Annotated in this window: 21 protein-coding genes; 11 read left to right on the top strand and 10 right to left on the bottom strand. The window is 34.1% G+C overall.

What is annotated here, in order from left to right:
* Nucleotides 1–39: 39 nt before the first annotated feature.
* From GKZ88_RS04940 to GKZ88_RS04955, 4 genes are all read left to right on the top strand, one after another.
* Entirely contained in the window at nt 40–1,893 is a 1,854-nt protein-coding gene (locus GKZ88_RS04940) for a hydrolase/aminopeptidase (RefSeq protein ID WP_155101297.1), read from the top strand.
* 561 nt (nt 1,894–2,454) lie between these two features.
* On the top strand, nt 2,455–3,006 hold the full coding sequence (locus tag GKZ88_RS04945; protein WP_155101298.1) for a carboxymuconolactone decarboxylase family protein: 552 nt from the start codon (nt 2,455–2,457) through the stop codon (nt 3,004–3,006).
* Nucleotides 3,007–3,077: 71 nt separating this feature from the next.
* Nucleotides 3,078–3,491: a nuclear transport factor 2 family protein gene (locus GKZ88_RS04950; RefSeq protein ID WP_155101299.1), complete on the top strand. Its 414-nt coding sequence runs from the start codon at nt 3,078–3,080 to the stop codon at nt 3,489–3,491.
* A gap of 10 nt (nt 3,492–3,501) precedes the next feature.
* The gene (locus GKZ88_RS04955; RefSeq protein ID WP_155101300.1) at nt 3,502–4,380 is read left to right on the top strand and encodes a helix-turn-helix domain-containing protein; all 879 of its coding nucleotides are present in this window, start codon (nt 3,502–3,504) and stop codon (nt 4,378–4,380) included.
* A gap of 54 nt (nt 4,381–4,434) precedes the next feature.
* Here GKZ88_RS04955 and GKZ88_RS04960 read toward each other — a convergent pair whose 3' ends face one another.
* Nucleotides 4,435–5,676: a glycosyltransferase gene (locus tag GKZ88_RS04960; protein WP_155101301.1), complete on the bottom strand. Its 1,242-nt coding sequence runs from the start codon at nt 5,674–5,676 to the stop codon at nt 4,435–4,437.
* Nucleotides 5,677–5,790: 114 nt separating this feature from the next.
* On the opposite strand from GKZ88_RS04960, the gene GKZ88_RS04965 reads away from it, so the two are divergent.
* Both GKZ88_RS04965 and GKZ88_RS04970 read left to right on the top strand, forming a co-directional pair.
* On the top strand, nt 5,791–6,372 hold the full coding sequence (locus GKZ88_RS04965; protein ID WP_155101302.1) for a tRNA-(ms[2]io[6]A)-hydroxylase: 582 nt from the start codon (nt 5,791–5,793) through the stop codon (nt 6,370–6,372).
* A gap of 39 nt (nt 6,373–6,411) precedes the next feature.
* Nucleotides 6,412–9,168, top strand: a complete 2,757-nt coding sequence (locus tag GKZ88_RS04970; RefSeq protein WP_155101303.1) for an AsmA-like C-terminal region-containing protein — start codon at nt 6,412–6,414, stop codon at nt 9,166–9,168.
* 311 nt (nt 9,169–9,479) lie between these two features.
* On the opposite strand, the gene rpmA is transcribed toward GKZ88_RS04970, so the two are convergent.
* Complete coding sequence (rpmA, locus tag GKZ88_RS04980) at nt 9,480–9,740, bottom strand: 50S ribosomal protein L27 (RefSeq protein WP_012023622.1); 261 nt, start codon at nt 9,738–9,740, stop codon at nt 9,480–9,482.
* Between the two features lie 24 nt (nt 9,741–9,764).
* Nucleotides 9,765–10,202 carry a 50S ribosomal protein L21 gene (gene rplU / locus GKZ88_RS04985; RefSeq protein ID WP_155101305.1) on the bottom strand — a complete coding sequence of 146 codons (438 nt, stop codon included), beginning with the start codon at nt 10,200–10,202 and terminating at the stop codon, nt 9,765–9,767.
* Between the two features lie 275 nt (nt 10,203–10,477).
* Between rplU and GKZ88_RS04990 the strand changes: the two genes are divergently transcribed.
* On the top strand, nt 10,478–11,800 hold the full coding sequence (locus GKZ88_RS04990) for a pitrilysin family protein (RefSeq protein WP_155101306.1): 1,323 nt from the start codon (nt 10,478–10,480) through the stop codon (nt 11,798–11,800).
* A gap of 12 nt (nt 11,801–11,812) precedes the next feature.
* Nucleotides 11,813–13,861, top strand: coding sequence for a pitrilysin family protein (locus GKZ88_RS04995; protein ID WP_230392462.1), 2,049 nt, complete (start codon nt 11,813–11,815; stop codon nt 13,859–13,861).
* A gap of 194 nt (nt 13,862–14,055) precedes the next feature.
* On the opposite strand, the gene GKZ88_RS05000 is transcribed toward GKZ88_RS04995, so the two are convergent.
* On the bottom strand, nt 14,056–14,922 hold the full coding sequence (locus GKZ88_RS05000; protein WP_155101307.1) for an EamA family transporter: 867 nt from the start codon (nt 14,920–14,922) through the stop codon (nt 14,056–14,058).
* Nucleotides 14,923–15,022: 100 nt separating this feature from the next.
* On the opposite strand from GKZ88_RS05000, the gene GKZ88_RS05005 reads away from it, so the two are divergent.
* Nucleotides 15,023–15,400, top strand: a complete 378-nt coding sequence (locus GKZ88_RS05005; RefSeq protein WP_155101308.1) for a heavy metal-associated domain-containing protein — start codon at nt 15,023–15,025, stop codon at nt 15,398–15,400.
* A 94-nt stretch (nt 15,401–15,494) separates the two neighbouring features.
* Here the strand turns inward: GKZ88_RS05005 and GKZ88_RS05010 are convergent, their stop codons facing one another.
* The 5 genes from GKZ88_RS05010 to mutY all read right to left on the bottom strand — a co-directional run bounded on the left by GKZ88_RS05010 (nt 15,495) and on the right by mutY (nt 19,387).
* The gene (locus GKZ88_RS05010) at nt 15,495–15,887 is read right to left on the bottom strand and encodes a hypothetical protein (protein WP_155101309.1); all 393 of its coding nucleotides are present in this window, start codon (nt 15,885–15,887) and stop codon (nt 15,495–15,497) included.
* Between the two features lie 94 nt (nt 15,888–15,981).
* On the bottom strand, nt 15,982–16,542 hold the full coding sequence (gene gldD, locus GKZ88_RS05015) for a gliding motility lipoprotein GldD (RefSeq protein WP_155101310.1): 561 nt from the start codon (nt 16,540–16,542) through the stop codon (nt 15,982–15,984).
* A 1-nt stretch (nt 16,543) separates the two neighbouring features.
* Complete coding sequence (locus GKZ88_RS05020; RefSeq protein WP_155101311.1) at nt 16,544–17,839, bottom strand: gliding motility-associated protein GldE; 1,296 nt, start codon at nt 17,837–17,839, stop codon at nt 16,544–16,546.
* A 23-nt stretch (nt 17,840–17,862) separates the two neighbouring features.
* Nucleotides 17,863–18,303: a single-stranded DNA-binding protein gene (gene ssb / locus GKZ88_RS05025; RefSeq protein ID WP_133523260.1), complete on the bottom strand. Its 441-nt coding sequence runs from the start codon at nt 18,301–18,303 to the stop codon at nt 17,863–17,865.
* A 37-nt stretch (nt 18,304–18,340) separates the two neighbouring features.
* On the bottom strand, nt 18,341–19,387 hold the full coding sequence (mutY, locus tag GKZ88_RS05030; RefSeq protein ID WP_155101312.1) for an A/G-specific adenine glycosylase: 1,047 nt from the start codon (nt 19,385–19,387) through the stop codon (nt 18,341–18,343).
* 140 nt (nt 19,388–19,527) lie between these two features.
* Between mutY and GKZ88_RS05035 the strand changes: the two genes are divergently transcribed.
* Nucleotides 19,528–19,818, top strand: coding sequence for an HU family DNA-binding protein (locus GKZ88_RS05035; RefSeq protein ID WP_007805026.1), 291 nt, complete (start codon nt 19,528–19,530; stop codon nt 19,816–19,818).
* 384 nt (nt 19,819–20,202) lie between these two features.
* Nucleotides 20,203–21,747 carry a ribonuclease E/G gene (locus tag GKZ88_RS05040; protein WP_347343854.1) on the top strand — a complete coding sequence of 515 codons (1,545 nt, stop codon included), beginning with the start codon at nt 20,203–20,205 and terminating at the stop codon, nt 21,745–21,747.
* A gap of 148 nt (nt 21,748–21,895) precedes the next feature.
* Here the strand turns inward: GKZ88_RS05040 and pbpC are convergent, their stop codons facing one another.
* Nucleotides 21,896–24,271, bottom strand: coding sequence for a penicillin-binding protein 1C (gene pbpC, locus GKZ88_RS05045; protein WP_155101313.1), 2,376 nt, complete (start codon nt 24,269–24,271; stop codon nt 21,896–21,898).
* Nucleotides 24,272–24,352: the final 81 nt, after the last annotated feature.

The raw sequence follows: 24,352 nt of genomic DNA on the forward strand, positions 1-24,352 counted from the left end.
TTTGTTTAATTTTCATCTTCAAATTCAATACTTCATAAAATGAAAAAACTAACCCTTGCCATCTTATTTCTGACAGCAATTGCCTGCCAGAAAAAAGACCAAACAGAAAAACCAGCAGTCGTTACAGACGAACACAGCTATTCTAAACCAGAACTTGCTGTTGCAAAACACCTTGATCTTGACATTAAAGTTGATTTTGATACGCAAACAATTTCCGGTAAAGCGTCTTGGACAATTGACAACATAAGCAAAGGAAACGAAATTATTTTCGATGAAAATACTTTAAATATTACAAAAGTTACTTTAGAAGAAGGAGAAGAAGAGAAAGAAACCAAATTTGAACTAGGAAAAGACGTTGAATTTCACGGAAAACCACTTCATATTACCATTGAACCAAATACCACTAAAGTAAACATCTATTACAGCACAACAAAAGATGCAGTTGCACTACAATGGTTAAAACCAGAACAAACCGCAGATAAAAAGAAACCTTTTTTATTCTCTCAAGGCGAAAGCATCTGGTCAAGAACTTGGATTCCTTGTCAGGATTCGCCGGGAATTCGTTTTACTTACAATGCAAAAGTTACTGTTCCTAAAGATTTATTGGCTGTGATGAGCGCTGTAAATCCGCAGAAGAAAAATGATACGGGCGTTTATACTTTTAAACAAGACAAAGCAATTCCTTCTTATTTAATGGCAATTGCAGTTGGAGATATTGAATTTCAAGCAATCGACAAGAGAACTGGAGTTTATGCAGAACCATCAATGCTGAAAAAATCAGCTTGGGAATTTGCTGAACTTGGAAACATGGTTACAGCTGCCGAAAAACTTTACGGTCCTTATCGCTGGGGACGTTATGACGTTTTGGTTTTACCTCCAAGTTTCCCTTATGGCGGAATGGAAAATCCAAATCTAACATTTTTGACTCCAGGAGTTATTGCTGGCGACCGTTCTTTAACTAGTTTGCTAGCACACGAATTAGGCCATAGCTGGAGCGGAAATTTAGTTACAAACGCGACCTGGGATGATATTTGGCTTAACGAAGGTTTCACGACTTATGTTGAACATAGAATTGGCGAAGCAATCTTTGGCAAAAAAGAATTTGAAATGCAAAACGTTATCACAAACAAAGAACTGACTGATAATGTAGCTGAATATGGAGATACAAATCCAGATACAAGATTAAAAGTCAGCTTAACTGGCAGAAATCCTGACGACGGAATCAGTCAAATTCCTTATGTGAAAGGATATGCTTTCTTAAGAGTTATTGAAAACGCCGTTGGACGCGACAAATTTGATCCGTTTATTAAGAATTATTTTGATTCGCATGCTTTTAAATCCATTACTACAGAAGATTTCGTGAAGTATTTAAACGAAAATCTAATTAAAGATGATAAAGCATTAGCAGATAAAATCAAATTAGAAGACTGGATTTACAAACCAGGAATTCCAACCAATATTCTTACGGTAAGTTCAGTTGATTTTGATGCTATCGACAAAATTCAAAAAAGCTGGAGAGAAACGGGTGTTGCAGGTTTAAGTAAAAAAATAACAACCACTGCAGAAAAACAGCACTTTATAGATCATCTTCCTGCTGATATTACTGTAAAAGAAATGGAAGCGATTGACAATGAATTCAACTTTACAAAAGGCGGGAATTTCATTATCAAACGTCAATGGTTTGTACAGGCATTACGTCACCAATACAAAACGGCTTATCCTGCAATTGAACAATTTTTAATTGGAATCAGCAGAACCGGATCTGTAATGATGCTTTATAAAGAAATGGTTAAAACTCCTGAAGGAAAAGTTTGGGCGAAACAGATTTTTGAGAAAGCAAAATCTGGTTATCATGCAACTACCATTCAGGCTGTTGAAGGTATTTTGAAATAAGATTTCAAGAATTTATTTTTAAAACAGGTTGTCCTTAAAAGGACAACCTGTTTTTTTTTCGTATTGTTTGTCATTTCAAGGAACGAGAAATCTTCGCAAGTAATTCCGCAACGATAATCCAATCTTTGTCGAGCTTCTCGCGAAGATTTCTCGTTCCTCGAAATGACAAGATTGCGAAAGAGCTTTGCGGTAAACTTTGTCAAAGTTTGAAACTTTGACAAAGTTTACAACACGTAAAATTTATCATTCCTGACAAAACAAACAAAAACAATCTTATGAAAACGAGTGCCCTAGCCCAGATTGCAGTGGAAAGCCCAGAGCTCAAAACTCTGATTTTTCTTGCCAGAAAACAGCGACCAACGGAAGCTCGTTTTGTGGTTTAGAAAAATCAGGGTTTTGAGCGAGGACTTGAAACGGAAAGCTGGATTAGCTCCTGAAAAAAAAGCTAGGGAAAATTGTCCATCACATAGCGTACATTCTCCATGTTCTAAAATCTGTAATCGTCGCACCTTTGTAATGTCAAAAGACAATAACAAATAACAACTTAAAAAATTAAATAAAATGACACGATTAACAGCATTAAACCCAGAAGAAGTAACAGGAAAAACTAAAGATTTATTCAATGCAGTTCAAGCAAAATTAGGCGTTGTTCCGAACATGATGAGAACAATGGGAAATTCTCCAGCAGTTCTTGAAGGATATTTAAATTTAAGCGGCGCATTGAGCCACGGAAAATTAAGCGCAAAAACAGGTGAATTATTAGCCTTAACGGTTTCAGAAAGCAATTCATGTGATTATTGTGTTGCGGCTCACACTTTCATCGGAGAAAAATTATTAAAAGCTGATGCGCAAGTTTTACACGATGCAAGAACAGGAAATTCTGCTGATGCAAAAACTGCCGCGATTCTTCAATTTGCTAAAACTTTAGTAAGCAAAAATGGTTTGGTAAACAATGAAGATGTAAATGCAATTAAAAATGCAGGAGTTTCAGAAGCTGAAATTGCTGAAACTGTTGCACATGTAGCGCTAAATGTTTTAACAAACTATTTCAACAATACCGCAAATACAGAAATTGATTTTCCTGCAGTTCCAAGTTTGGAATTACAAAATTAATTTTCAAAAAAGAAATTCTTAAAGATAGTCATGATTAATTTCATGACTATCTTTATCATAAAAATTTAATTATGGAACCACAAAGACATCCTTTACCTCCATTTACAATGGAAACTGCTCTTCAAAAAGTTCAAATAGCTGAAGACGCATGGAACACAAAAGACCCTGAAAAAGTAGCTCTTGCTTATACTATCGATACCGAATGGAGAAACAGAACTGATTTTATTAATGGACGTGAAGAAGTAAAACAATTCCTTACGGCAAAGTGGCAAAAGGAACTGCACTACAAACTCAAAAAAGAATTATGGGGTTTTCGTGAAAACAGAATGGCCGTTCGATTTGAATATGAGTGGCAAGATCATTCAGGACAATGGTTTCGCAGTTATGGCAACGAAAACTGGGAATTTGATGAAAACGGTTATATGCAAAAAAGATTTGCCAGCATTAATGATTTACCAATTAATGAAGCAGATCGCAAATTATAAATAGTACCAAATGAGCAATCAAAATGTTTTCACTTTAATAAATCCGCAAAATGGCAATTTAGCTTTCAAACTTCTTCCGTTTGATGACAATAGCCATTTTGATCATCTGCAACGCAATAATTTTTTCTCGCTAATTTGGGTCACCAAAGGAAAAGGAAAGGTAAAAGCTGATTTTGCTGAACATCAATTTGAAGAAAACTCGCTCCTGGCCTTCTCGCCTTATCAGCCTTATATGCTTTGTGTAAACGAACCAATCGAAGGAATTGCCATTCATTTTCATCCGGATTTTTATTGCATTCACTTTCATCAAAAAGAAGTTTCCTGCAATGGCGTTTTATTTAATAATGTATATCAACCGCCATTTACGATCATTACTGAAGAAGCTTCCGCTACTTTTAAAATGGTTTTGGAACAGATGAAAATTGAAATTCAAAATACTGATTTGGCACAATACGAATCTCTTGTTTCTTATTTGAAAATCTTTTTAATTACAGCTTCCCGATTAAAGAATCAGCAATTGGAAGAAATGAAATCGGTTCCAGATTCAAAAGAACCTATAATTCTGCAAAATCTAAAAGATGCAATAGAACTCAATTTCAAAACCAAACATTCCGCAGGAAATTATGCCGATTTGCTCAATATTTCACCAAAAGCATTAGCAAAATTATCTAAGAATTACTTCAACAAAACTTTAACCGATTTAATATCTGAAAGAATAATTATTGAAGCCAAAAGAGAATTATACATGACCAACAAAACGGTCAAAGAAATCGCCTACGAATTAGGTTATGACGACGAACATTATTTCAGCCGTTTCTTTAAAACAAATGCCGATGTTTCGCCACAATTGTATCGTGAAACAGTAGGATTTGGAAGAATGACAGATTAATTTAGAGTCGCAGTTTTCAGTCTCAGTCTGCTGCTTACTGTAAACTGTTACTGATTACTTATTTTTCGCTTCAATCCATTTCGACATATACATCGTGCTTCTAAAAGCATGATGTTGCAGTAAATTGCCCATAAAATTATGAAGGCGATGACTTTCAGAATCAGCTAAAAGAGAATTTATCAGTGAAGTTAATTTATCTGAATAAGCGCTTTTTTGATAGCATTCATTAATAATTGTAATTCCATTTTTTTGAGATTCTTTCCAGAGATTTTCATCTTGATAAAGTGCAATTGCTTTTTTTGCAAACGCCGCCGGATCATCTTCGATAAAACCATTCCAAGGAAAATCTAAATGCATGGCTTCGGAACCAATTGAAGATGTTACACTTGGCGTTCCGCATTGCATGGCTTCCAATAATTTCCCTTTTAAACCTGCCCCAAAACGAATTGGAGCTAAAACAATTCTGGCTTTTTTGACCACTTCATTGGCATCTTCTGCCCTTCCCATAATATAAAAACCATTTTTAGGCTGATGCAGCTGCAATACTTTTTGCGAAGGATAAGCGCCGTAAACTTCTAAAACCGCTTCTGGAAAATCTTTTTTCAAAAAAGGCCAAATCGATTCTTTTAGATACTGAACGGTATTCCAATTCGGTTCATGAAGAAAATTTCCAATAAAAACAAAGTTCTTTCGATTCTCAAAAGAAGGAAGTTTCAGCAGTTCTTCTTCATTCATTTTTTCAACTAAAAAAGGAAGATAAAAAAGTAATTCTTTATTGATTCTGAAAACATCTTGCAAGATATTCATTTCAAATTCTGAAATAATCAAAGACAAATCACATCTTAAAATACTGGCAATTTCTCTTTTCGCCACTTCTTCAGATAATAAATCTGAAATTTCAAAAGTTCGTTTTTCCTTAAAAGCTTTTTGTCTTGCCGTTCTTAAACAATGCAAATCTTCTGTATCTAGAATTCGGATTGCTTTCGGGCAATTTTCAATTACTCTCCATCCAAATTGTTCTTCAATCATGAATCGGTCAAACAAAACTACATCTGGATTTAATTCGGTTACAAAATCATCAAAACTTGAAGAATTAAGTTCGATGCTTACTTTTGCGACTCCAAATACAGCTAAATCAACCATAAAATCACTGTCTTGTGCAGCGCTGGCAAAAGTGATTTCGAATCCATTTTCTTTGAAAATAGAAATCAGCTGCATCATTCTTCCACCTGCAGCAGAAGAATTTGGCTCAGGCCAGACAAACCCAATAATTAAAAGTTTTTTTATCTGATTCATAATATTTGTTTCATATTACAAAATAATGCTTTTTTCCGCGGATTTGCACCCAATTTCCTGAGATTCGGTCGTAAAAAAACACTAATTTTGTAGGAACATTTTTTTTAAAGAATTATGCTGGGATTAAAGTTAGCCACAGACCCTCGCTGGGTGAATATAGTCGAATCAAATATCGAAGAAATTTTAACGGATCATGCCTGGTGCGAACAAAAAGCGGCTTCGAACGCAATAAGCATTGTTACCTATAACTCTGAATTAGAGGAATTAGTGACTGAAATGCTGGTAATTGCCAGAGAAGAACTAGAACATTTACAAATGGTTCATGATGTAATCAAAAAACGCGGACTTACTTTGGGACGCGAACGCAAAGATCATTATGTAAATGAACTTTTTAAATTCATGAAGAAAGACGGAAGCCGAAGAGACGCGCTTTGTGACCGATTATTATTTTCGGCCATGATTGAAGCCAGAAGCTGTGAGCGTTTTAAAGTACTTTCAGAAAATATTAAAGACGAAGAACTAGCTAAATTCTACCGCGATTTAATGATTTCTGAAGCAGGGCATTATACTACTTTTTTAGGATTCGCCAGAAAATATCAAGACAATATTGACATTGACAAACGCTGGAAAGAATGGATTGAATTCGAAGGCTCCATTATTACCAATTACGGAAAAAACGAAACTGTGCACGGATAATTTTCCTGAATATTTTCCAAAAACAAATAACAAAATAACATGACTGCAAGTAAAAAGAAATCCATTATATTAAAAACCCTTAAATATCTTGGAATAACCTTTGTTGTTATTATAGGATTATTGTTTTTAACGCCAATTATTTTTGCAGATAAAATTAAAGAACAAATTAAAAAAACGGCAAACGAAAAGCTTAGTGCAGAATTAAATTATTCCGATGTTTCCGTTTCATTTTTTCACCATTTCCCTTCGCTGACATTGACATTAAGCGACTTGAATCTTAATGGCTCTGCTCCTTATGCAAAGGAAAAATTCATTACTGCAAAGGAAGTTTCTTTTGGAATAAATGTTGCCAGTCTGGTTTTCAGTAAAACTGTAAAAATTGATCAAATTTACTTATCAGATTCTTTTATCAATGTAAAAGTAAATGCAAAAGGCGAAGCCAATTATAATATTTACAAATCATCAAAACCTTCAAATCCTAAAGACAGCACTGAAACTGCTTTAAAACTGGAACGAATTGAGATTTTAAACAGCAAAATAATTTATGACGACCAGTCGACTAAAGTTCATTTTGATGCGTTTGGTTTTAACTATTTAGGAAAAGGAGATTTGAACAAATCTGTTTTTGATTTGTATTCGAAAGCTAAAATCGAAAAGCTGAATGTAGTGTATGAAGGCGAACCGTATTTGATGAATAAAAAGGTCGATGCTGATTTGATTACCAAAGTAAATGTAAACTCGCTTTCTTTCTTTTTTCAACAAAATAACTTAAAAATCAATCAACTTGTAGTTGATTTTAAAGGGAAATTCGACTTCCTGAAAGATGGCTACAATATGGATTTTGTTATAAAATCAGAAAACAGCAAACTTAACGATGTTTTCACTGCATTCCCACCAAAATACATCACTTGGCTTTCTAAAACCGAATTAAAAGGAAACACAAATCTTCTTTTAACTTTAAAAGGCGATTATATTACTTCACAAAATATTGCACCAGAACTTGATTTGGATGTAAAAATCGACAGCGGATTTGTAAATTATAACAAAAGTGCCTTCCCAGTTACTAACCTGAATTTAGAAGTTAAAACCAAAGTACCAAATCTAAATCCAGACCTGGCTGATATTGATGCTAAAAATTTATCATTAAACATTAATACCGATTATTTGAAATCGAAATTTCACGTAGTCGGCGTAAACACTCCAGATATTGATGCCGATTTAAAGGCTAAAATAGATCTCGGAAAATTGATGTCAGCTCTTGGAATTCCAAACATCGTATTAAAAGGAAATCTTGATGGAGATGCTGTTGTAAATGGAAAATTCGACCAAAAAAACAGACTTTTTCCAAAAACACAAGGAACAATTAATTTGGTAAACGGTTATTTAAAAACGCCTTATTATCCAAATCCAATTACAAATATTACAGTTAAATCGAGAATTGACAATCAAAAAGGCACTTACGATGATTTGAAAGTAAAACTAAAACCAGCGCAATTCACTTTTGAAGGAAAACCAGTTTTTGTAGAAGCCGACTTAAGCAATTTTGATGATTTGACTTATGACATAAAAGCCAAAGGCGAACTTGACGTAAACAAAATCTACAAAGTTTTTTCGCAAAAAGGACTTGATTTAGATGGTTTCGTAAAAGCCGATGTGACTTTAAAAGGAAAACAAAGCGATGCTGAAAAAGGCAATTATAGCAAACTGAATAATAAAGGAACTCTTGAGTTAAGAAACATTGGTATTACATCAGAATATCTGCCAAAGAAATTCATCATTAAAGAAGGTATTTTTAAGATCAATCAGGATAAAATGTATTTCAATAATTTCCTAGCGGCCTACGGCCAGTCAGACTTTAAAATGAATGGTTATTTGCAGAACGTTTTTAATTACGCAACCACAAATACAGGCGTTTTAAAAGGCTCTTTTAATGTGAACTCGCGTTATATTAATGCTGATGAGTTTATGTCAGAAACAACAGCTGGAGCCTCTGTAACAGAAAAATCAGCTCCAAAACCGGAGACAAAAACTGAAAACACTCAAAAAGGCGTTATTATCATTCCGTCTAATTTGAATTTAAAATTTACTGCTAATGCTCAAAAAGTAAATTTCGACAAATTAAATCTTCAAAATGCTACCGGAAACCTAAGCATGAACAAAGGCAAACTGACCATGCAAAATACAGGTTTTGATCTAATTGGCTGCAAGGTAACTATGAATGCCAATTACCAAGCTGTAACTCCTCAAAAAGCAAATTTTGATTATGCTATAAAAGCAACTGATTTTGACATTAAAAGAGCTTACAACGAAATTGAAGTTTTTAGAAAAATGGCCAGCGCTGCCGAAAAAGCACAAGGAATTGTCTCTTTAGATTATCAGCTAAAAGGCCGTTTGAATGCAAATATGGATCCCGTTTATCCTTCTCTAGTTGGAGGCGGAACGCTTTCTGTAAAAGATGTAAAAGTACGCGGATTGAAAATGTTTACTGCAGTAAGCAAAGAAACCAACACAGAATCCATAAAAAATCCAGATCTGTCAAAAGTTGATATCAAAACTACGATCAAAAACAACATAATGACTGTTGAACGTTTCAAATTTAAGTTTGCCGGTTTCCGACCAAGAATCGAAGGCAAAACAACTTTAGATGGAAAACTAAACTTAAAAATGCGTTTAGGATTGCCTCCTTTCGGTATTTTCGGAATTCCTCTTACAGTTACAGGAACTCAGGATAATCCAAAAATAAAAGTGGGCAAAAAATCTGAAGATTTAGAAGAAACCAAGGATACTGAGGAATAAAAATTTTAAATTCCAAATCTTTAAAATTCCAAATTCCAATTATTACTAATAATATAACGCCTTTGTCAAAGTTTAAAACTTTGACAAAGGTTTTTTGCTTAGAAACATAAGCAAACTCAGCGCAATCTTATCATCTTAACGGAGGAAGGATCACACTAGAAACCCGATAAAGATTGGCAACATAGATTGCGGAATTTCGTGTGTGATCCTTCCTCCGTCAGGATGACAAAACATATACAGAACAAACATTCTAAAAACAAAAAACCCGATCATTTCTGAACGGGTTTTTTATAAAAAGTAATCTATGATTATTATGCCTCGAATGGGATAATAGATACATAAGACTTGTTATCTCTTTTCTTTTGGAACTTAACAACTCCAGCTACTCTTGCGTGTAGTGTGTGATCTTTACTGATGTAAACATTTTCACCTGGATTATGTTTTGAACCTCTTTGTCTAACGATGATGTTTCCAGCAATAGCAGCTTGACCACCATAAATCTTAACGCCTAAACGTTTTGATTCTGATTCTCTACCATTCTTCGAACTACCGACACCTTTCTTGTGAGCCATGACGTATGAGTTTAAATATTGTTATTATTCTTTAGTAGCTTCTTTTTTTGCTTTTGGAGCCGCTTTTTTAGCTTTTGGAGCTTCTACTTCTTCAGTAGCTGCTTCTTCTGCTACAACCGCTTTTTTAGCTGCTGCTTTTTTAGTTCCTCCTGCTGCAATAATACCTTCAATTACAATTTGAGTAAGATATTGTCTGTGACCATTTCTTTTTTTGTATCCTTTTCTTCTTTTCTTTTTGAAAACGATAACTTTATCACCTTTTAAGTGTTGTAACACTTTAGCTTCTACTGAAGCACCTTCTATAGCTGGGGCGCCTAAAGTTACATTTCCGTTATCATCTAATAAAAGAACTTTGTCAAAAGAAACTTTTGAACCTTCTTCGTTAGCTAAACGGTGAACATAAACCTTTAAGTCTTTGCTTACTTTAAATTGTTGCCCTGCTATCTCTACGATTGCATACATATCAAATTGATTTATTGATTTTTAAGGTTGCAAATATACAACTAAAAATTTACTACGCAATCCCTTGCTGCAAAAATATTTTCTTTGGCTTTAAAGACTGTTTTACAGGGCTTTTTAATTATTTCAAAAACAAAAAAACGATGTAAAATACTGTTAATTATTAACCCTGAATACATAAAATTTAAAACAATCCACAAAAAACACTATTTTTGAAGTAACATAATCAACTTTTTGCTACCTATTTGTTCTAGGTATTATAAATTTATTAATCGTATATGAAAAATTCAATAATGATGTTAAGTGCAGCACTAATGCTCGGCGGAGTGGCTCATGCTCAAAAGGTGGCTTTTGAAGAGTATAATTTAGATAACGGAATGCATATAATTCTGCATAACGACCCATCGGCACCAGTAGTTATAACTTCTGTAATGTATCACGTTGGCTCAAAAGACGAACGTCCTGACAGAACTGGTTTTGCACATTTTTTCGAACATTTATTATTTGAAGGAACTCAAAATATAAAACGCGGTGAATGGATGAAAATCGTTACTGCAAACGGAGGCGTAAATAATGCCAACACTTCAGACGACAGAACTTATTATTATGAAGTTTTTCCATCAAACAATTTAGAATTAGGTTTATGGATGGAATCTGAAAGATTAATGCATCCTATTATTAATAAAATTGGAGTTGACACGCAAAATGAAGTGGTAAAAGAAGAAAAAAGAATGCGTTACGACAATCAGCCTTACGGAAATATTCTTCCAGAGGTTAAAAAGAATATGTTCAAAAATCATCCGTATCGCTGGACAACTATCGGTTCTATGAAAGATTTAGATGCCGCAACTCTTGAAGAATTTCAGGCATTCAATAAAAAATTCTATACGCCAAATAATGCTGTTTTAGTAGTTGCTGGAGATTTTGACAAAGCAAAAGCCAAAGAATGGGTTCAGAAATATTTTGGCCCAATTCCAAAAGGTGAAGAAGTTAAAAAACAAACTTTTAACGAAGAACCTATTACGCAGACTATAAAAGCCACTTACGAAGATCCTAACATTCAGATTCCAATGGTTGTTGCTTCTTACAGAACGCCTTCAATGAAAACGAGAGACGCTAGAGTTTTAGATTTAATATCTTCTTATTTGAGCGACGGAAAAAGTTCAAAATTGTACAAAAAAATCGTTGACGACAAAAAAATGGCACTTCAAATTGGTGCAGTAGGTTTTAGTCAGGAAGATTACGGAACATACATTTTATATGGTTTACCAATGGCACCATATACTTCAGCCGACATTTTAAAAGAAATGGATGAAGAAATCGTAAAAATTCAGACTGATTTGATTTCTGAAAAAGATTACGAAAAATTACAAAACAAATTCGATAATAATTTTGTGAACGCGAATGCAAGCGTAGAAGGAATTGCTGAAAATCTTGCTTCTTACTACCTTCTTTACGGAGATGTGAACTTGATCAATACTGAAATTGACATGTACCATTCTATAACGAGAGAAGAAATCAGAGAAGTTGCCAAGAAATATTTAAATCCGAACCAGCGCTTGATTTTAGATTATGTACCAACCGTAAAATCTCAAAACTAAGAATATCGAATCATGAAAAATATACATACTTTTTTAATCCTTTTTTTCCTAACTGGAATTATGACAGCACAAGATCGTCCACAACCAAAACCAGGAAACGCCCCTGTAGTCAATATTAAAAAGCCTCAAACTTTTGTGTTGGCAAACGGCATGAAAGTTTTAGTTGTTGAAAACCATAAATTACCGAGAGTCAGTTTTAACTTAACACTTGACAACGCTCCTTTTACTGAAGGAAACAAAAAAGGTGTAGACGAATTAACGAGCAGCTTAATTGGCAACGGGACTAAAAAAACAACAAAAGAAGCTTTTAATGAAGAAATTGACTTTTACGGAGCAAGCATCAACTTTTCTTCACAAGGTGCTTATGGAAGTTCTTTATCAAAATATTCTGGACGTGTTTTAGAACTTCTTGCTGAAGGTGCTTTACAGCCAAATTTCACTCAAACCGAATTTGATAAAGAAAAAGCAAAACTTTTAGAAGGACTTAAAGCCGACGAAAAAAGCGTTCCTGCCATTGCTAACCGAGTGGTTGATGTTTTGGCTTTCGGAAAAAATCATCCTTCTGGAGAATTTTTATCTGAAGAAACAGTAAAAAATGTAACACTGCCAGATGTTCAAGCAAATTACAACACTTATTTTGTTCCTGAAAACGCCTATTTAGTTGTTATTGGAGATGTTAAGTTTAAAGAAACTAAAGCTGCCGTAGAAAAACTTTTTGGCGGATGGAAAAAACAAGCTGCACCAAAAAACACGTATCCAAATCCGGAAAATGCATCTAAACTTCAAATCGATTTTGTAGATGTTCCAAATGCAGTACAATCTGAGATTTCATTGGTAAATACGGTGAATTTAAAAATGAGTGATCCAGATTTTTTCCCTGCTGTTATTGCCAATCAAATTTTAGGAGGCGATTTCAACAGTTATTTAAATATGAATCTACGCGAACAGCACGCTTGGACATATGGTGCAAATTCAAACATTGGAAGTGGTAAATATGTAACCAAATTCAAAGCTTCTTCTGCAGTTAGAAACTCAGTTACTGACAGCGCAGTCGTTCAGTTTATAAAAGAAATCAAAAGAATTCGCACGGAAAGAGTTGATCCAGAAGTTTTAAGAAATGTAAAAGCAGGATATATTGGCCGTTTTGTTATGCAGGTTGAAAAACCTCAAGCGGTAGCGCGTTACGCCTTAAACATTGAAACAGAAAAACTTCCAGCTGATTTCTACGAAAAATACATCCAAACCATCAACAACGTAACTGCTGATGATATTTACCGCGTTGCAAACAAGTATTTCTTACTTGATAATATGCGAATTGTTATTGCAGGAAAAGGTTCTGATGTAATTTCTGGCTTAGAAAAACTTCAAATTCCGATTTATTATTTTGACAAGTACGGAACTCCTGTTGAAAAACCAGCAACTAAAAAAGAAGCTCCTTCAAATGTTACAGCACAAACCGTTTTCCAAAATTACATTAAAGCAATTGGCGGCGAAAAAGCAGTAACAGCAGTAAAAACACTTTACATGAACGGAAGCACTACAATTCCGCAAGCTCCAACTCCACTTACTTTTACTTCAAAATTAGATTCAAAAGGAAAAATGATGGTTTCTCTTGCTATGGGAACTATGAATTTAATGAAACAAGTTGTAAATGATAAAGGCGCTTATATTGAACAGCAAGGACAGCGCAAAAATTTAGAAGGCGATGATCTTAAAGAAATGAAAGCAAATGCTGCACCTTTTGAAGAATTACAATTGCAAAAAAGAACAGATTTAAAAGTTGACAGTATCGAATCAATTAACGGAAGCGAGGCTTACGCTATTAAGGATGGAAAAACAACTTATTTCTATGATGTAAAATCAGGATTGAAAGTTGCAGAATCTAAAGTTCGTGAGCAAGGTGGAAAATCGGCAACGCAAATAACAAACTTTGGTGATTATAAAGAAGTAAAAGGAGTAAAAGTCCCTTTTAATTTAATTCAGAATGTAGGTTTTGAATTGGACATCAAAATGTCTGATATCAAAATAAACGAAGGAGTTTCTGATGCAGATTTTTTGTAGAAGATTCTAAGTTTCTGAGATACTAAGATTCTAAGATTTCGAGAGCTTTGTCAAAGTTTTAACCTTTGACAAAGCTTTTTTTTTGCAACGTTTTGTCAGGCTGAGCGGAGTCGAAGCCCCGTTCCAATTGGCAAGCCCTTCTCCCGAAGCCTCGGGATCGCTCAGGGTGACAATAATAGATCCAAACAAATCTCTTATTTCTTCGCCGATAAATAAACTCCAATCAAAATAATAAACGCACCAAAAAACTGAATTGGCGTAAGCATTTCATTATCCAACAATCCCCAAAAGAAAGCCACAATCGGAATTAGATAAGTAACTGAAGTTGCAAAAACAGGAGACGACATTTGTATTAATTTAAAGAACAAAACATTTGCTATTCCTGTTCCCAATACGCCAAGGATCATCACAAAAAATATGGAATGCTGCGTGATATCAATATTTATTCTTTGAGGAATATCAGTTGTACTTAAAATGATTAATGCAGGCAAAAGCAAAACGGTAAAATTTCCGGTTGTAATACTTAATGAATTTAAATCAGATAAATACTTTTTGATCAAATTGACATTTATCGCATAACAAAGCGTTGCAATTACTACCAAAACAACGTAATAATAATTTTGCCCCGGATGTGCTGATGCTCCGCTCAAAACCAAAAGCAAACAACCTATTAATCCAACAAAAACACCTAAAACCTGTCGTTTTTGAAATTGTATTCCGAAAATCAGAATTCCTAAAACCAATGTATTTAAAGGTGTAAGCGAATTTAAAATCGCTACAATCGAACTGTCAACCTGTGTTTCGGCAATAGCAAAAAGATAGGCCGGAGTAAAAGTTCCGAAAAACGAAGTTATGGCAACAAATTTCCATTGGCGAAGCGAAATTTTCTTCAGACTCTTAAATCCGATGATCAATAAAAACAAGGCTGCAAAAATAATTCGGAATGAACCTACCTGAATTGCAGTCAAACCAACCAAACCTCTTTTGATCAAAATAAAAGAACTTCCCCAGATTAGTGAAAGAACCAATAAATAAGCCCACTTTAATTGTTTTGCATCCATAAACACCTTTTTACTGCAAATTTGTACTATTTTTACGAATTGACCTCTCCAATTTTATTAATTTTGCAACAAACATATTGACAATTTAAAATTCTATATAATGAAATTCACTAAAATAATAGCATCGATAGCCATTGCCGGTTTAGTATTTGTAAGCTGTAAAAAGGAAGAAGATAAAAATTTGGCTAACATAAAACCGTTAGAAACAACTTCTAAAGAACAAAAGCCAATTGCTGCAGAAAATGTACAAACTGCAAGTTTTGAAATCGAAGGAATGACTTGCGCAATGGGATGTGCCAAAACTATTGAAAAAGAATTATCAAATCTTGACGGAGTTGAAAAAGCTGCGGTTGATTTCGACAAAAAAACGGCAACTGTTACTTTTGACAAAACGCTACAAAATCAAGAGTCTTTAACTAGAATTGTTCAAGGAACTGGAGACGGAAAAACATATAAAGTTTCGAAGTTTAAATCTTAAATTCTAAAACTTTCCAATAAAAAAAAGGCGTTCAATTTGAACGCCTTTTTTTTATTTTCCTTCCAGTTACAACACATATCTTACAAGTGAGTCTTTAAGGCGATTTTTGCTTTTCCAGATAGATTTCAGCCAAATTTTCATAGAATAATTTTTCACCATTATAGATACGTATACCTACTTGCTGTCCTTCTCCAAGTACTACTCCTTCTGCAATTTTATTGTTAATCATAAATTTAATCACAGTTCTGTCACCATCATCATATACATCCCATTCTCCAAATGTTATTGCCTTATCTGTAGAAATTTTGATTTTTTTATTTTGACATATAATAACTTTTAAATTATCAATCCCTTCATCTTGAACCTCGTTAATAGTTTTATATCTATTTACTTCATAAGTTCCGATGACAGCTTTTTCATATTCATCATCACAGGATATAAATATTGTTATGCTAAATACTAGGAATATTATATATCTATATCTCATAATTATTATTTCGTATCTCCGCTAGAATATTGTTAGATAACTTAAATAAAGTTACATAAATAAAAAAAGAATCCAAATTGGATTCTTTTTTTATTTATTTCCATTTCAAAGTTTCCATAAGCCTTTGCATATCATTTTTGATATAACTCGCCGCCGGCATAATCGAATCAAAATTAGGTTTAGCGTAAAAATAAACCGAACCCGTTATAAAATGTTTTGTACTGTCTGTAACGTAAAATTGAGAGTTTGTAGCCGCGTTTCCGTCTACTTGGTAAAACATTCCGTAAACCTTTTTTTCTGGATTTAAATACGGCTGTTCTAAAATATCATCGGCTTTGATAACGTGCTCGTATGTCAGTTTTTGAGCATCTTTTAAAAGCTTATTAATGTCACCGTGGACCGGTTTATAAGTCAAATAAATAGTAGCTTTCATTTTTGGATAGGTAATTGCAAATCCGCAGTCTTTTTCGCCTTTAATAATTGCCGCTTCATTCATATCAAAAGCAAACGGACAGTTATTTTCAAAATGAACATATTTTGCTTCTGGATAATCTAAACGCAGAAAACTTGCCGGTTTTGGCAATACATCATCTTTACAGCTTACTACAGTCAGAGTCAGTAAAATTACTGCCGTTGAAATTATCTTTTTTAACATCTTAATCTATCGTTACTTTTATTTGTTTTACACGCTTTTTATCGACTGTTTCTATTGTAAAAACACAGTTTTCAAAAGCTATTTTTTGATCTTTTTTAGGGAAATTGCCTAAAATTTCCAATATAAATCCTGCCAGAGTTTCTGCTTCTCCTTTACGAGATTCAAAAATATTTTCATCGACATCGATAATTCTGTAGAAATCTTTCAAATTAATTTTTCCTTCAAACAGAAAATTCTTTTCATCAATCTGCGAAAAGTTTAAATTTTCATCATCAAACTCATCACTGATATCCCCTACTATTTCCTCTATAACATCTTCTAAAGAAACCAATCCAGAAGTTCCGCCATATTCATCCACTACAATTGCCAAATGGCTTTTTAGGCTCTGGAAATCCTTTAATAAATTATCCAATTTTTTATTCTCAGGAACAAAAAAGGCTTCTCTCATTAAAGAAGTCCACTCGAACTCTTTTTTATCAATATGAGGCAGTAAATCTTTTACAAACAAAACGCCTTCAATTTGATCGATATTGTCTCTATAAACCGGAATTCTCGAAAATCCTTTTTCTATAATCTTAGAACAAACTGCTGCAAAAGACTCTGAAATTTCCAAGGCAAAAATATCAATTCGCGGACTCATGACCTGCTTGGTATCTGTGTTTCCAAAAGAAACAATTCCCTCTAATATTTTCTGTTCTTCGGTTGATGTTCCTTCAGAATCTGTCAATTCTAACGCCTGAGAAATTTGATTTATAGAAAAACTGTTCTTTTGTTTTCCCAATTTACGCTGCAAATATAAGGTAATAGCACGCATCGGTAAACTTATTGGCGAAAGTAATTTGTCTAAAAAAGCGATGGGATACGCAACGCGTTTAGCAAATTTTAAATTATTTCGGCTGGCATAAACTTTAGGCAAAACTTCTGCAAATAATAAAATCAGAAAAGTAACCAGAATTACTTCTAAAAAGAATTTAAAAGCAGGCGAAGTTATATTAGAAAAGATATTTCGTCCAATAAAGGAGAACAAAATAACCACCCCAATATTCAAGAAATTATTAGCAACTAAAAGCGTTGCCAGCAATTTTTTTGGTTTATCCAAAAGATTGGAAATGGTTTTTCCTTTTGAGAGGTTTTCCTGCAAGGCTTCGTCTAAATCTTTTTGTGATAATGAAAAAAGAGCGACTTCGGCGCCTGAAACAATGGCTGATAAAAACAGCAAAATAAATATTCCGACAAAACCAATGATTAAATTGGTGTCTAAAGTTGTAGTAAAAAGTAAACTGGGCTCTGGGTCCAAATTAAAAAGAATTAGTTAAACAATCAAAAAGGCAAGTCGTTTACAGGCAGGCCTTCATTTGCTGCGTCAAAGTTAGTGTTTTTTGTGGATTCTGACTCGTGATTTGGCCTATGATTTCCTGTTTCTTTTTTGGTAGTCAAGAAAGTAAACTCCGTTACCTGAATTTCTGTAGTATATTTTGTTGTACCATCTTCTGCCTGCCATTGGCGTGATTTTATTCGGCCTTCAACGTATATTTTATCTCCTTTAGATAAATACTTTTCACAAATTTCGGCGGCTTTGTTACGTACAACTAAATTATGCCACTCTGTCGAAGTTATTTTTTCGTTCGTTGTTTTATTGATGTACACTTCGTTTGTAGCCAGCTGAAAACGTCCTATGCAATTTCCTCCATCAAAATAATGCATTTTCACGTCATCTCCCAAATGGCCAATTAACATCACCTTATTTAATGTTCCGTTCATAGTTTTTTTGTGGTATTTCTCCCAAAGATACATTTTTTTAGCAATTTATTTCCTGCTTTTCAATAAAATTATAAATCACAATTGGAAAAGGAAAACTTTTTAACTCTCTGACGTTCACGCCGTTCTGAAGTTTATCACTGATTTTTACTTTCCAAAACTGTATGTGGAGATGCTGGTGCGAAAGTTTGTGTATAACGGTCGTTTCTACACATTCCTCTATACCTATAATAGTATAGGAAGGAAAAATATCGTTTTGTACCGCTTTTGAAACCAAATCAAAGCCAACAATTTCATCAGTTTCTAAAAGTGGAAATTCATATAAATTGTGCCAGATTCCTTTAGCAGTTCTTTTTTGAATTATTGTATTTCCTGAAACATCTTCTAAAACCAAATAATTAAAGAAGCGGTTTGTCACTTTTGTCTTTTTCAATTTTACAGGCAAAACTGCGACTTTCTTTTTTTGCAATGCAGCACAGCTATCATTAAAGTCACAAACCATACAATTAGGACTTTTAGGAACACATTGCAGCGCGCCAAATTCCATTATTGCCTGATTAAAGATCGCTGGGTTATCTTTTGGCATTAATTCAGATGCCAATTCGGTAAACTCTTTTTTTGTAGCCGGCAAAGCAATATCAGATTCTATATCAAAATAACGAGAAAGAACTCTAAAAACATTTCCGTCAACAACGGGAACCGCTTCATTGTAAGAAAAAGAAGCAATGGCAGCAGCGGTATATTCGCCTACACCTTTTAATTTTAATAAACTTTTATAATTTTCTGGAAAAATACCGTTGAGCTCATTTGCCACATATTGAGCTGTTTTATGTAAATTTCGAGCTCTGGAATAATATCCTAATCCCTGCCAAAGTTTTAAAACTTGCTCTTCTGAGGCATTTGCCAAATGAAATACAGTAGGAAATTCCTTCGTAAAAGCAAAAAAATAAGGCATTCCTTGAGCAACTCTTGTTTGCTGCAACATAATTTCTGAGAGCCAAATCAGGTACGGATCGGCCGTTTTACGCCAAGGCAAATCGCGCTTGTTTTGTAAATACCAATTTATCAATACTTTATGAAAATCCATTTAAAAATACTTAGAAAACAAAAGTAAATGTTTATGTAATTAAAATTTAACGATTTAGCTTGATTAATTATTTTTTTAATTCCTATATTTGCAAACTCAAAAAAATAGTACATCATTTATAAAATAAAATAGGAAAGAAAATGACGAAAGCAGATATCGTAGCGAAAATTTCAGAGAAACTAGGTCTTGAAAAAGGAGATGTTCAAGCAACAGTAGAAACTTTTATGGAAGAAGTTAAAACTTCATTGGAAACTGGAGATAATGTTTACCTAAGAGGTTTTGGAAGCTTTATCGTTAAAACTAGAGCTGAAAAGACTGGTAGAAACATTTCAAAAAACACTACAATTAAAATTCCAGCACACAACATCCCTGCGTTTAAACCTGCAAAAGTTTTTGTAGAAGGAGTAAAAACGAACAACGAAGCAAAATAATATTAATTAACATAAAATCTGACACGATATGCCAAGTGGTAAAAAAAGAAAGAGACATAAGGTAGCTACTCACAAACGTAAAAAAAGAGCGAGAGCTAACCGTCACAAAAAGAAAAAGTAGTTTTAAACTACTTTTTTCTTTTTAAACGTTCATTGAAATTGAAAATTAGTATTCAGTCATCAGTTTATAGTCTTTAGTCTACTGATTACTCAAAACTGCAAACTGCCAGCTAGTTTTCACCGGGTTAATACCTGTTAAAAATATTGTTTAATCCATCTGTAGATAAGATTTTAGATTTTAGATTTCAGATTTTAGATTTTTACGAAGTCTATATTCTTTACTCTTTACTCTATTTTCTGAAAAAACAGATAAAAATTTACAGTGTGAATAAAGAATTAATCATTAGATCTAGTTCTGATGCCGTAGATTTTGCCTTATTAAAAGATGGAAAACTAATTGAATTACACAAAGAAGAAGAGAAAAGCAACTTTCAGGTTGGTGATATTTTTATTGCCAAAATCAGAAAACCAGTTGCAGGACTTAATGCTGCTTTTGTAAATGTAGGCTTCGAAAAAGATGCCTTTTTGCATTATCACGATTTAGGCCCAAACTTAGCTTCTCAGCTGAAATTCATAAAACTTGTAAGCGCAGGTAAAATAAAAGATTTCTCCCTAAAAACCTTTCAGTTTGAAAAAGAGATTGACAAAGATGGCATCATTACTGATATTTTAAGTGCCAATCAATCTGTTTTAGTTCAAGTAGTTAAAGAACCTATATCGACCAAAGGCCCAAGAATAAGTGCTGAGCTTTCTCTTGCCGGAAGATTTATCGTTCTAGTTCCTTTTTCTGATCGTGTTTCTATTTCTCAAAAAATAGAAGACAAAAAAGAAAAGGATCGTCTAAAAAAACTTGTTCTATCGATCAAACCTAAAGGATTTGGTGTTATTGTTCGCACAGTAGCAGAAGGCAAAAACGTAGCCGAATTAGAAAAAGATTTGCAGAACCTGCTTGGCAGATGGACTGCAATGTGTAAAAAATTACCAACTGCTCATCATCCATCAAAAGTATTAGGAGAGCTCAACAGAGCTTCTTCAATATTAAGAGATGTATTTAACGATACCTTCAGCGGTATCCAGATAGATGACGAAGAGTTGTACCATCAAACGAAGGAATATCTGCAAGAAATTGCACCTTCTAAACAATCGATTGTTAAGTTTTATCAATCAAATGATACTCCCATTTTCGAGAAATACAATATAGAGAGACAAATCAAAACTTCTTTTGGCAGAACCGTTTCTATGAGTAAAGGTGCTTACCTTATCATTGAACATACTGAAGCTCTTCACGTTATAGACGTAAACAGCGGAAACCGTTCAAACAAAGCAACCAACCAGGAAGACACCGCCATGGAAGTAAATATGATCGCTGCAGCAGAAATCGCCAGACAATTACGTCTGCGAGATATGGGAGGCATCATAGTTGTTGATTTTATCGATATGTCTAATCCAGAAAACAGGAAAGTTTTGTTCGACTTCTTGCGAGAAGAAATGAGCGACGATAAAGCAAAGCATAAAATATTACCGCCGAGTAAATTTGGTTTGGTCCAAATTACCAGACAGCGCGTAAGACCAGAAGTTAACATTAAAACTAGAGAAGAAGATCCAAATAAAGTCAACGGTGAAATTGAAGCACCAATATTAATAATTGACAAGATCACCTCTGACTTAGAAAGACTTTTAAAAACCCACAATAAAGTTGTGCTTAATACACATCCGTTTGTGGCTGCATACCTCAGCAAAGGTTTTCCATCATTACGTTCAAAATGGTTTTTTGAACATAAGAAATGGGTGAAAATCATACCTCGTGACGCTTACACGTACTTAGAATACCATTTCTATGATAAAAAAGGAAATGTTATTTCAGAATAAAAAAACAAAACCGCCTTTCGTGAGATTGGCGGTTTTTTTGTGCTTTATTATTTGTTATGAAGCAGCCTCATGAGTGTCACCCTGAGCGGAGTCGAAGGCATTTAAAACGAAAAAGGGCTTCGACTCCGCTCAGCCTGACAATCCGTTATTATTCTCTTATTATTTCAATTTTACGCCTAATTTCATTCCCAGAAGCATCTACAACAGTGATATAATGCGTTCCTGTTGTTGGCGTAATTGGCAGTTCATGGAATGTTTTTGTGGTGGCTTTATAAACATCATCTACATACCAAAACAATTCTTTATCTCTTTCAGAATACGCTACTTTTAAAATTACCGGTTGCACATTACTATTGAAATCTTTAGTCAAGTAAATTTTGCTGTTTGTTTTTGGATAAATAAAATCCACTGTTGTGGTTTGCGTTCCTTCACAGCCTTCTTTGAAAGGCGGTAAAGGCAAATATTCAATATGCTGACTTTTATAATACCAAGCTATAACCGGAGGCAATACAAACCAATTTTTGGTTACAATATTCTCAATGCTTTCACAGCTGCTGTTTACCTGAAATTGTTCTGTTTTATCTAAATGAACCGTTTTATGATACGGACAAACTTTTGTTGATTTTCCTTTTTTAGAAACCCACTGTTTTATTTTCGGACAGTTTTCTTTTGCCAGATAACCACTTAATCGGCAAACCTCAACTTCTTCCAAATCTTTATACGGAATATCAAACCATCTTTGCCTTGGCAGTAAATTAAAAACGTCGAATAAAATTGGTGCGGCGCTGGTAACTCCTGTTAAAGTCGGCCTTCCTTCTCCGGTTGCATTTCCAACCCAAATCCCAACCACATATCTTGAATTTGTTCCAATGGCCCACGCATCTCTATTTCCGAAACTTGTTCCGGTTTTCCATGCAATTTTTAAGGAACTGTCATAAAATTTCCATGCTTCGTCTCCTTCTGGCCTATTAACTTCTTCCATTGCATTATAAGTCAGCCAAATTGATCCTGCACCCAAAATATTCTTTTGATCGGTTTCTGAACCAAAATCGGGCTTGAAATCATTTTTATAATTCAATTCCGTAAACTCATTTGTTCTATATTTTGCCTGATTTTTAGTAAAATAATTTAATGTTGAAGATAAATTAGCATACGTTCGGCACAAATCCCACAAATTACTTTCGGCACCGCCCAAAATAAGAGACAAACCATAATGATCTGGAGTTTTATTGATATCTCTCAATTTAAATTTCTGGAGTTCTTCATAGAATTTATTTACGCCAAAATCCTGTAACATCAATACAGCAGGAATATTAAGCGAACGCGACAATGCGCGATGTGCAGGAACAGCTCCATCAAATGTCAAATTAAAATTTTGTGGTGTATAACCTGAAATTTGGGTTGGAATATCAGCCACGAGCGTATTTGGCAATAATTCGCCGTCATCTAGCATGGCGCCGTACAAAAGCGGTTTTAAAATACTTCCGGTACTTCGCGGTGCATCAATAATATCAACATCTTTTTGGTGATCTGAATCTGCCGGAGCATTCCCAACATAACTCATTACATTTCTATTTTGAACATCAATTACCAAAATAGCCAGATTATGTACTTCATTTTGCTTGTATTGATTGTAATAATACCTCGCAATTTGATTTACACGATTCTGCAATGCATAATCTATCGTTGTCTTCACTCTAGTTCCTTCTTCATTTTTAGCCACTCGCTGCAGTAAATGCGGTGCAATTTGAGGCAAATCATATGGCTTTTGAGGCAAAGGTTCTTCTATAGAAAGTTCGTACGTCTGTTTATCAATAATTCCTTCCTGATGAAGTTTCAATAAAAGTCGGTTGCGTTTTTTAAGTAATTTTATCTGATTTTTTCCGGGATAAATCAAGCTTGGGGCATTTGGCAACACAGCCAAAACAGCATTCTCTGCCCAAGATAATTGATTGGCCTGAACACCAAAATAACGCCAAGAAGCCATTTCTAATCCCACAACATTCCCACCAAATGGTGCGTGCGCCGCATACATCTCCAGAATTTCATCCTTAGAATAACCTAATTCTAATCTTGTAGCAAGAATAATTTCGATGATTTTCTCAAAATAAGTTCTGTTTTTCCCTTTTCTGGATAATCGGATAACTTGCTGTGTCAAGGTGCTTCCGCCTCTGACCACTTTTCCAGCTTTTTTATTCTGTTTAAAAGCATTTACCATCGCTCCCGGATTAAAACCCGGATGTTTGTAGAAATACTCGTCTTCAAAATAAACGATGCATTTTTTAAATTTATCTGGAACGCTGTCCTGCGCTGGAAATCGCCATTGTCCGTCACGTGCAATTTTAGCTCCCAGTAATTCTCCTTCTTTGCTTTCAATCACCGTTGAATAAGGCTCTTTGAATAAAGTTCTTGGTATAGAAAAATAGTACAGCAGCAAGAGCAGAAATGCAATTGCCGATTTTATTTTATTTCTTTTTATCCCGTTTATAATGCGTTGGAAAAACGCTATAAGTTTATTTTTCAATGCTGATTATTTTACCGCAAAGGCGCTAAGTTATTCGCTAAGTCCGCTAAGTTTTTTTTCACGCAGATTTAGCAGATTATG

Origin of the sequence: Flavobacterium sp. LC2016-01 (assembly GCF_009711135.1) — a bacterium.
In the GTDB taxonomy this organism is placed as follows: domain Bacteria; phylum Bacteroidota; class Bacteroidia; order Flavobacteriales; family Flavobacteriaceae; genus Flavobacterium.

Coding starts and splice junctions, on each gene's coding strand:
- GKZ88_RS04940 (WP_155101297.1), top strand. CDS start 40: ATGAAAAAACTAACCCTTGCCATCTTATTTCTGACAGCAATTGCCTGC.
- GKZ88_RS04945 (WP_155101298.1), top strand. CDS start 2,455: ATGACACGATTAACAGCATTAAACCCAGAAGAAGTAACAGGAAAAACT.
- GKZ88_RS04950 (WP_155101299.1), top strand. CDS start 3,078: ATGGAACCACAAAGACATCCTTTACCTCCATTTACAATGGAAACTGCT.
- GKZ88_RS04955 (WP_155101300.1), top strand. CDS start 3,502: ATGAGCAATCAAAATGTTTTCACTTTAATAAATCCGCAAAATGGCAAT.
- GKZ88_RS04960 (WP_155101301.1), bottom strand. CDS start 5,676: ATGAATCAGATAAAAAAACTTTTAATTATTGGGTTTGTCTGGCCTGAG.
- GKZ88_RS04965 (WP_155101302.1), top strand. CDS start 5,791: ATGCTGGGATTAAAGTTAGCCACAGACCCTCGCTGGGTGAATATAGTC.
- GKZ88_RS04970 (WP_155101303.1), top strand. CDS start 6,412: ATGACTGCAAGTAAAAAGAAATCCATTATATTAAAAACCCTTAAATAT.
- rpmA (WP_012023622.1), bottom strand. CDS start 9,740: ATGGCTCACAAGAAAGGTGTCGGTAGTTCGAAGAATGGTAGAGAATCA.
- rplU (WP_155101305.1), bottom strand. CDS start 10,202: ATGTATGCAATCGTAGAGATAGCAGGGCAACAATTTAAAGTAAGCAAA.
- GKZ88_RS04990 (WP_155101306.1), top strand. CDS start 10,478: ATGAAAAATTCAATAATGATGTTAAGTGCAGCACTAATGCTCGGCGGA.
- GKZ88_RS04995 (WP_230392462.1), top strand. CDS start 11,813: ATGAAAAATATACATACTTTTTTAATCCTTTTTTTCCTAACTGGAATT.
- GKZ88_RS05000 (WP_155101307.1), bottom strand. CDS start 14,922: ATGGATGCAAAACAATTAAAGTGGGCTTATTTATTGGTTCTTTCACTA.
- GKZ88_RS05005 (WP_155101308.1), top strand. CDS start 15,023: ATGAAATTCACTAAAATAATAGCATCGATAGCCATTGCCGGTTTAGTA.
- GKZ88_RS05010 (WP_155101309.1), bottom strand. CDS start 15,887: ATGAGATATAGATATATAATATTCCTAGTATTTAGCATAACAATATTT.
- gldD (WP_155101310.1), bottom strand. CDS start 16,542: ATGTTAAAAAAGATAATTTCAACGGCAGTAATTTTACTGACTCTGACT.
- ssb (WP_133523260.1), bottom strand. CDS start 18,303: ATGAACGGAACATTAAATAAGGTGATGTTAATTGGCCATTTGGGAGAT.
- mutY (WP_155101312.1), bottom strand. CDS start 19,387: ATGGATTTTCATAAAGTATTGATAAATTGGTATTTACAAAACAAGCGC.
- GKZ88_RS05035 (WP_007805026.1), top strand. CDS start 19,528: ATGACGAAAGCAGATATCGTAGCGAAAATTTCAGAGAAACTAGGTCTT.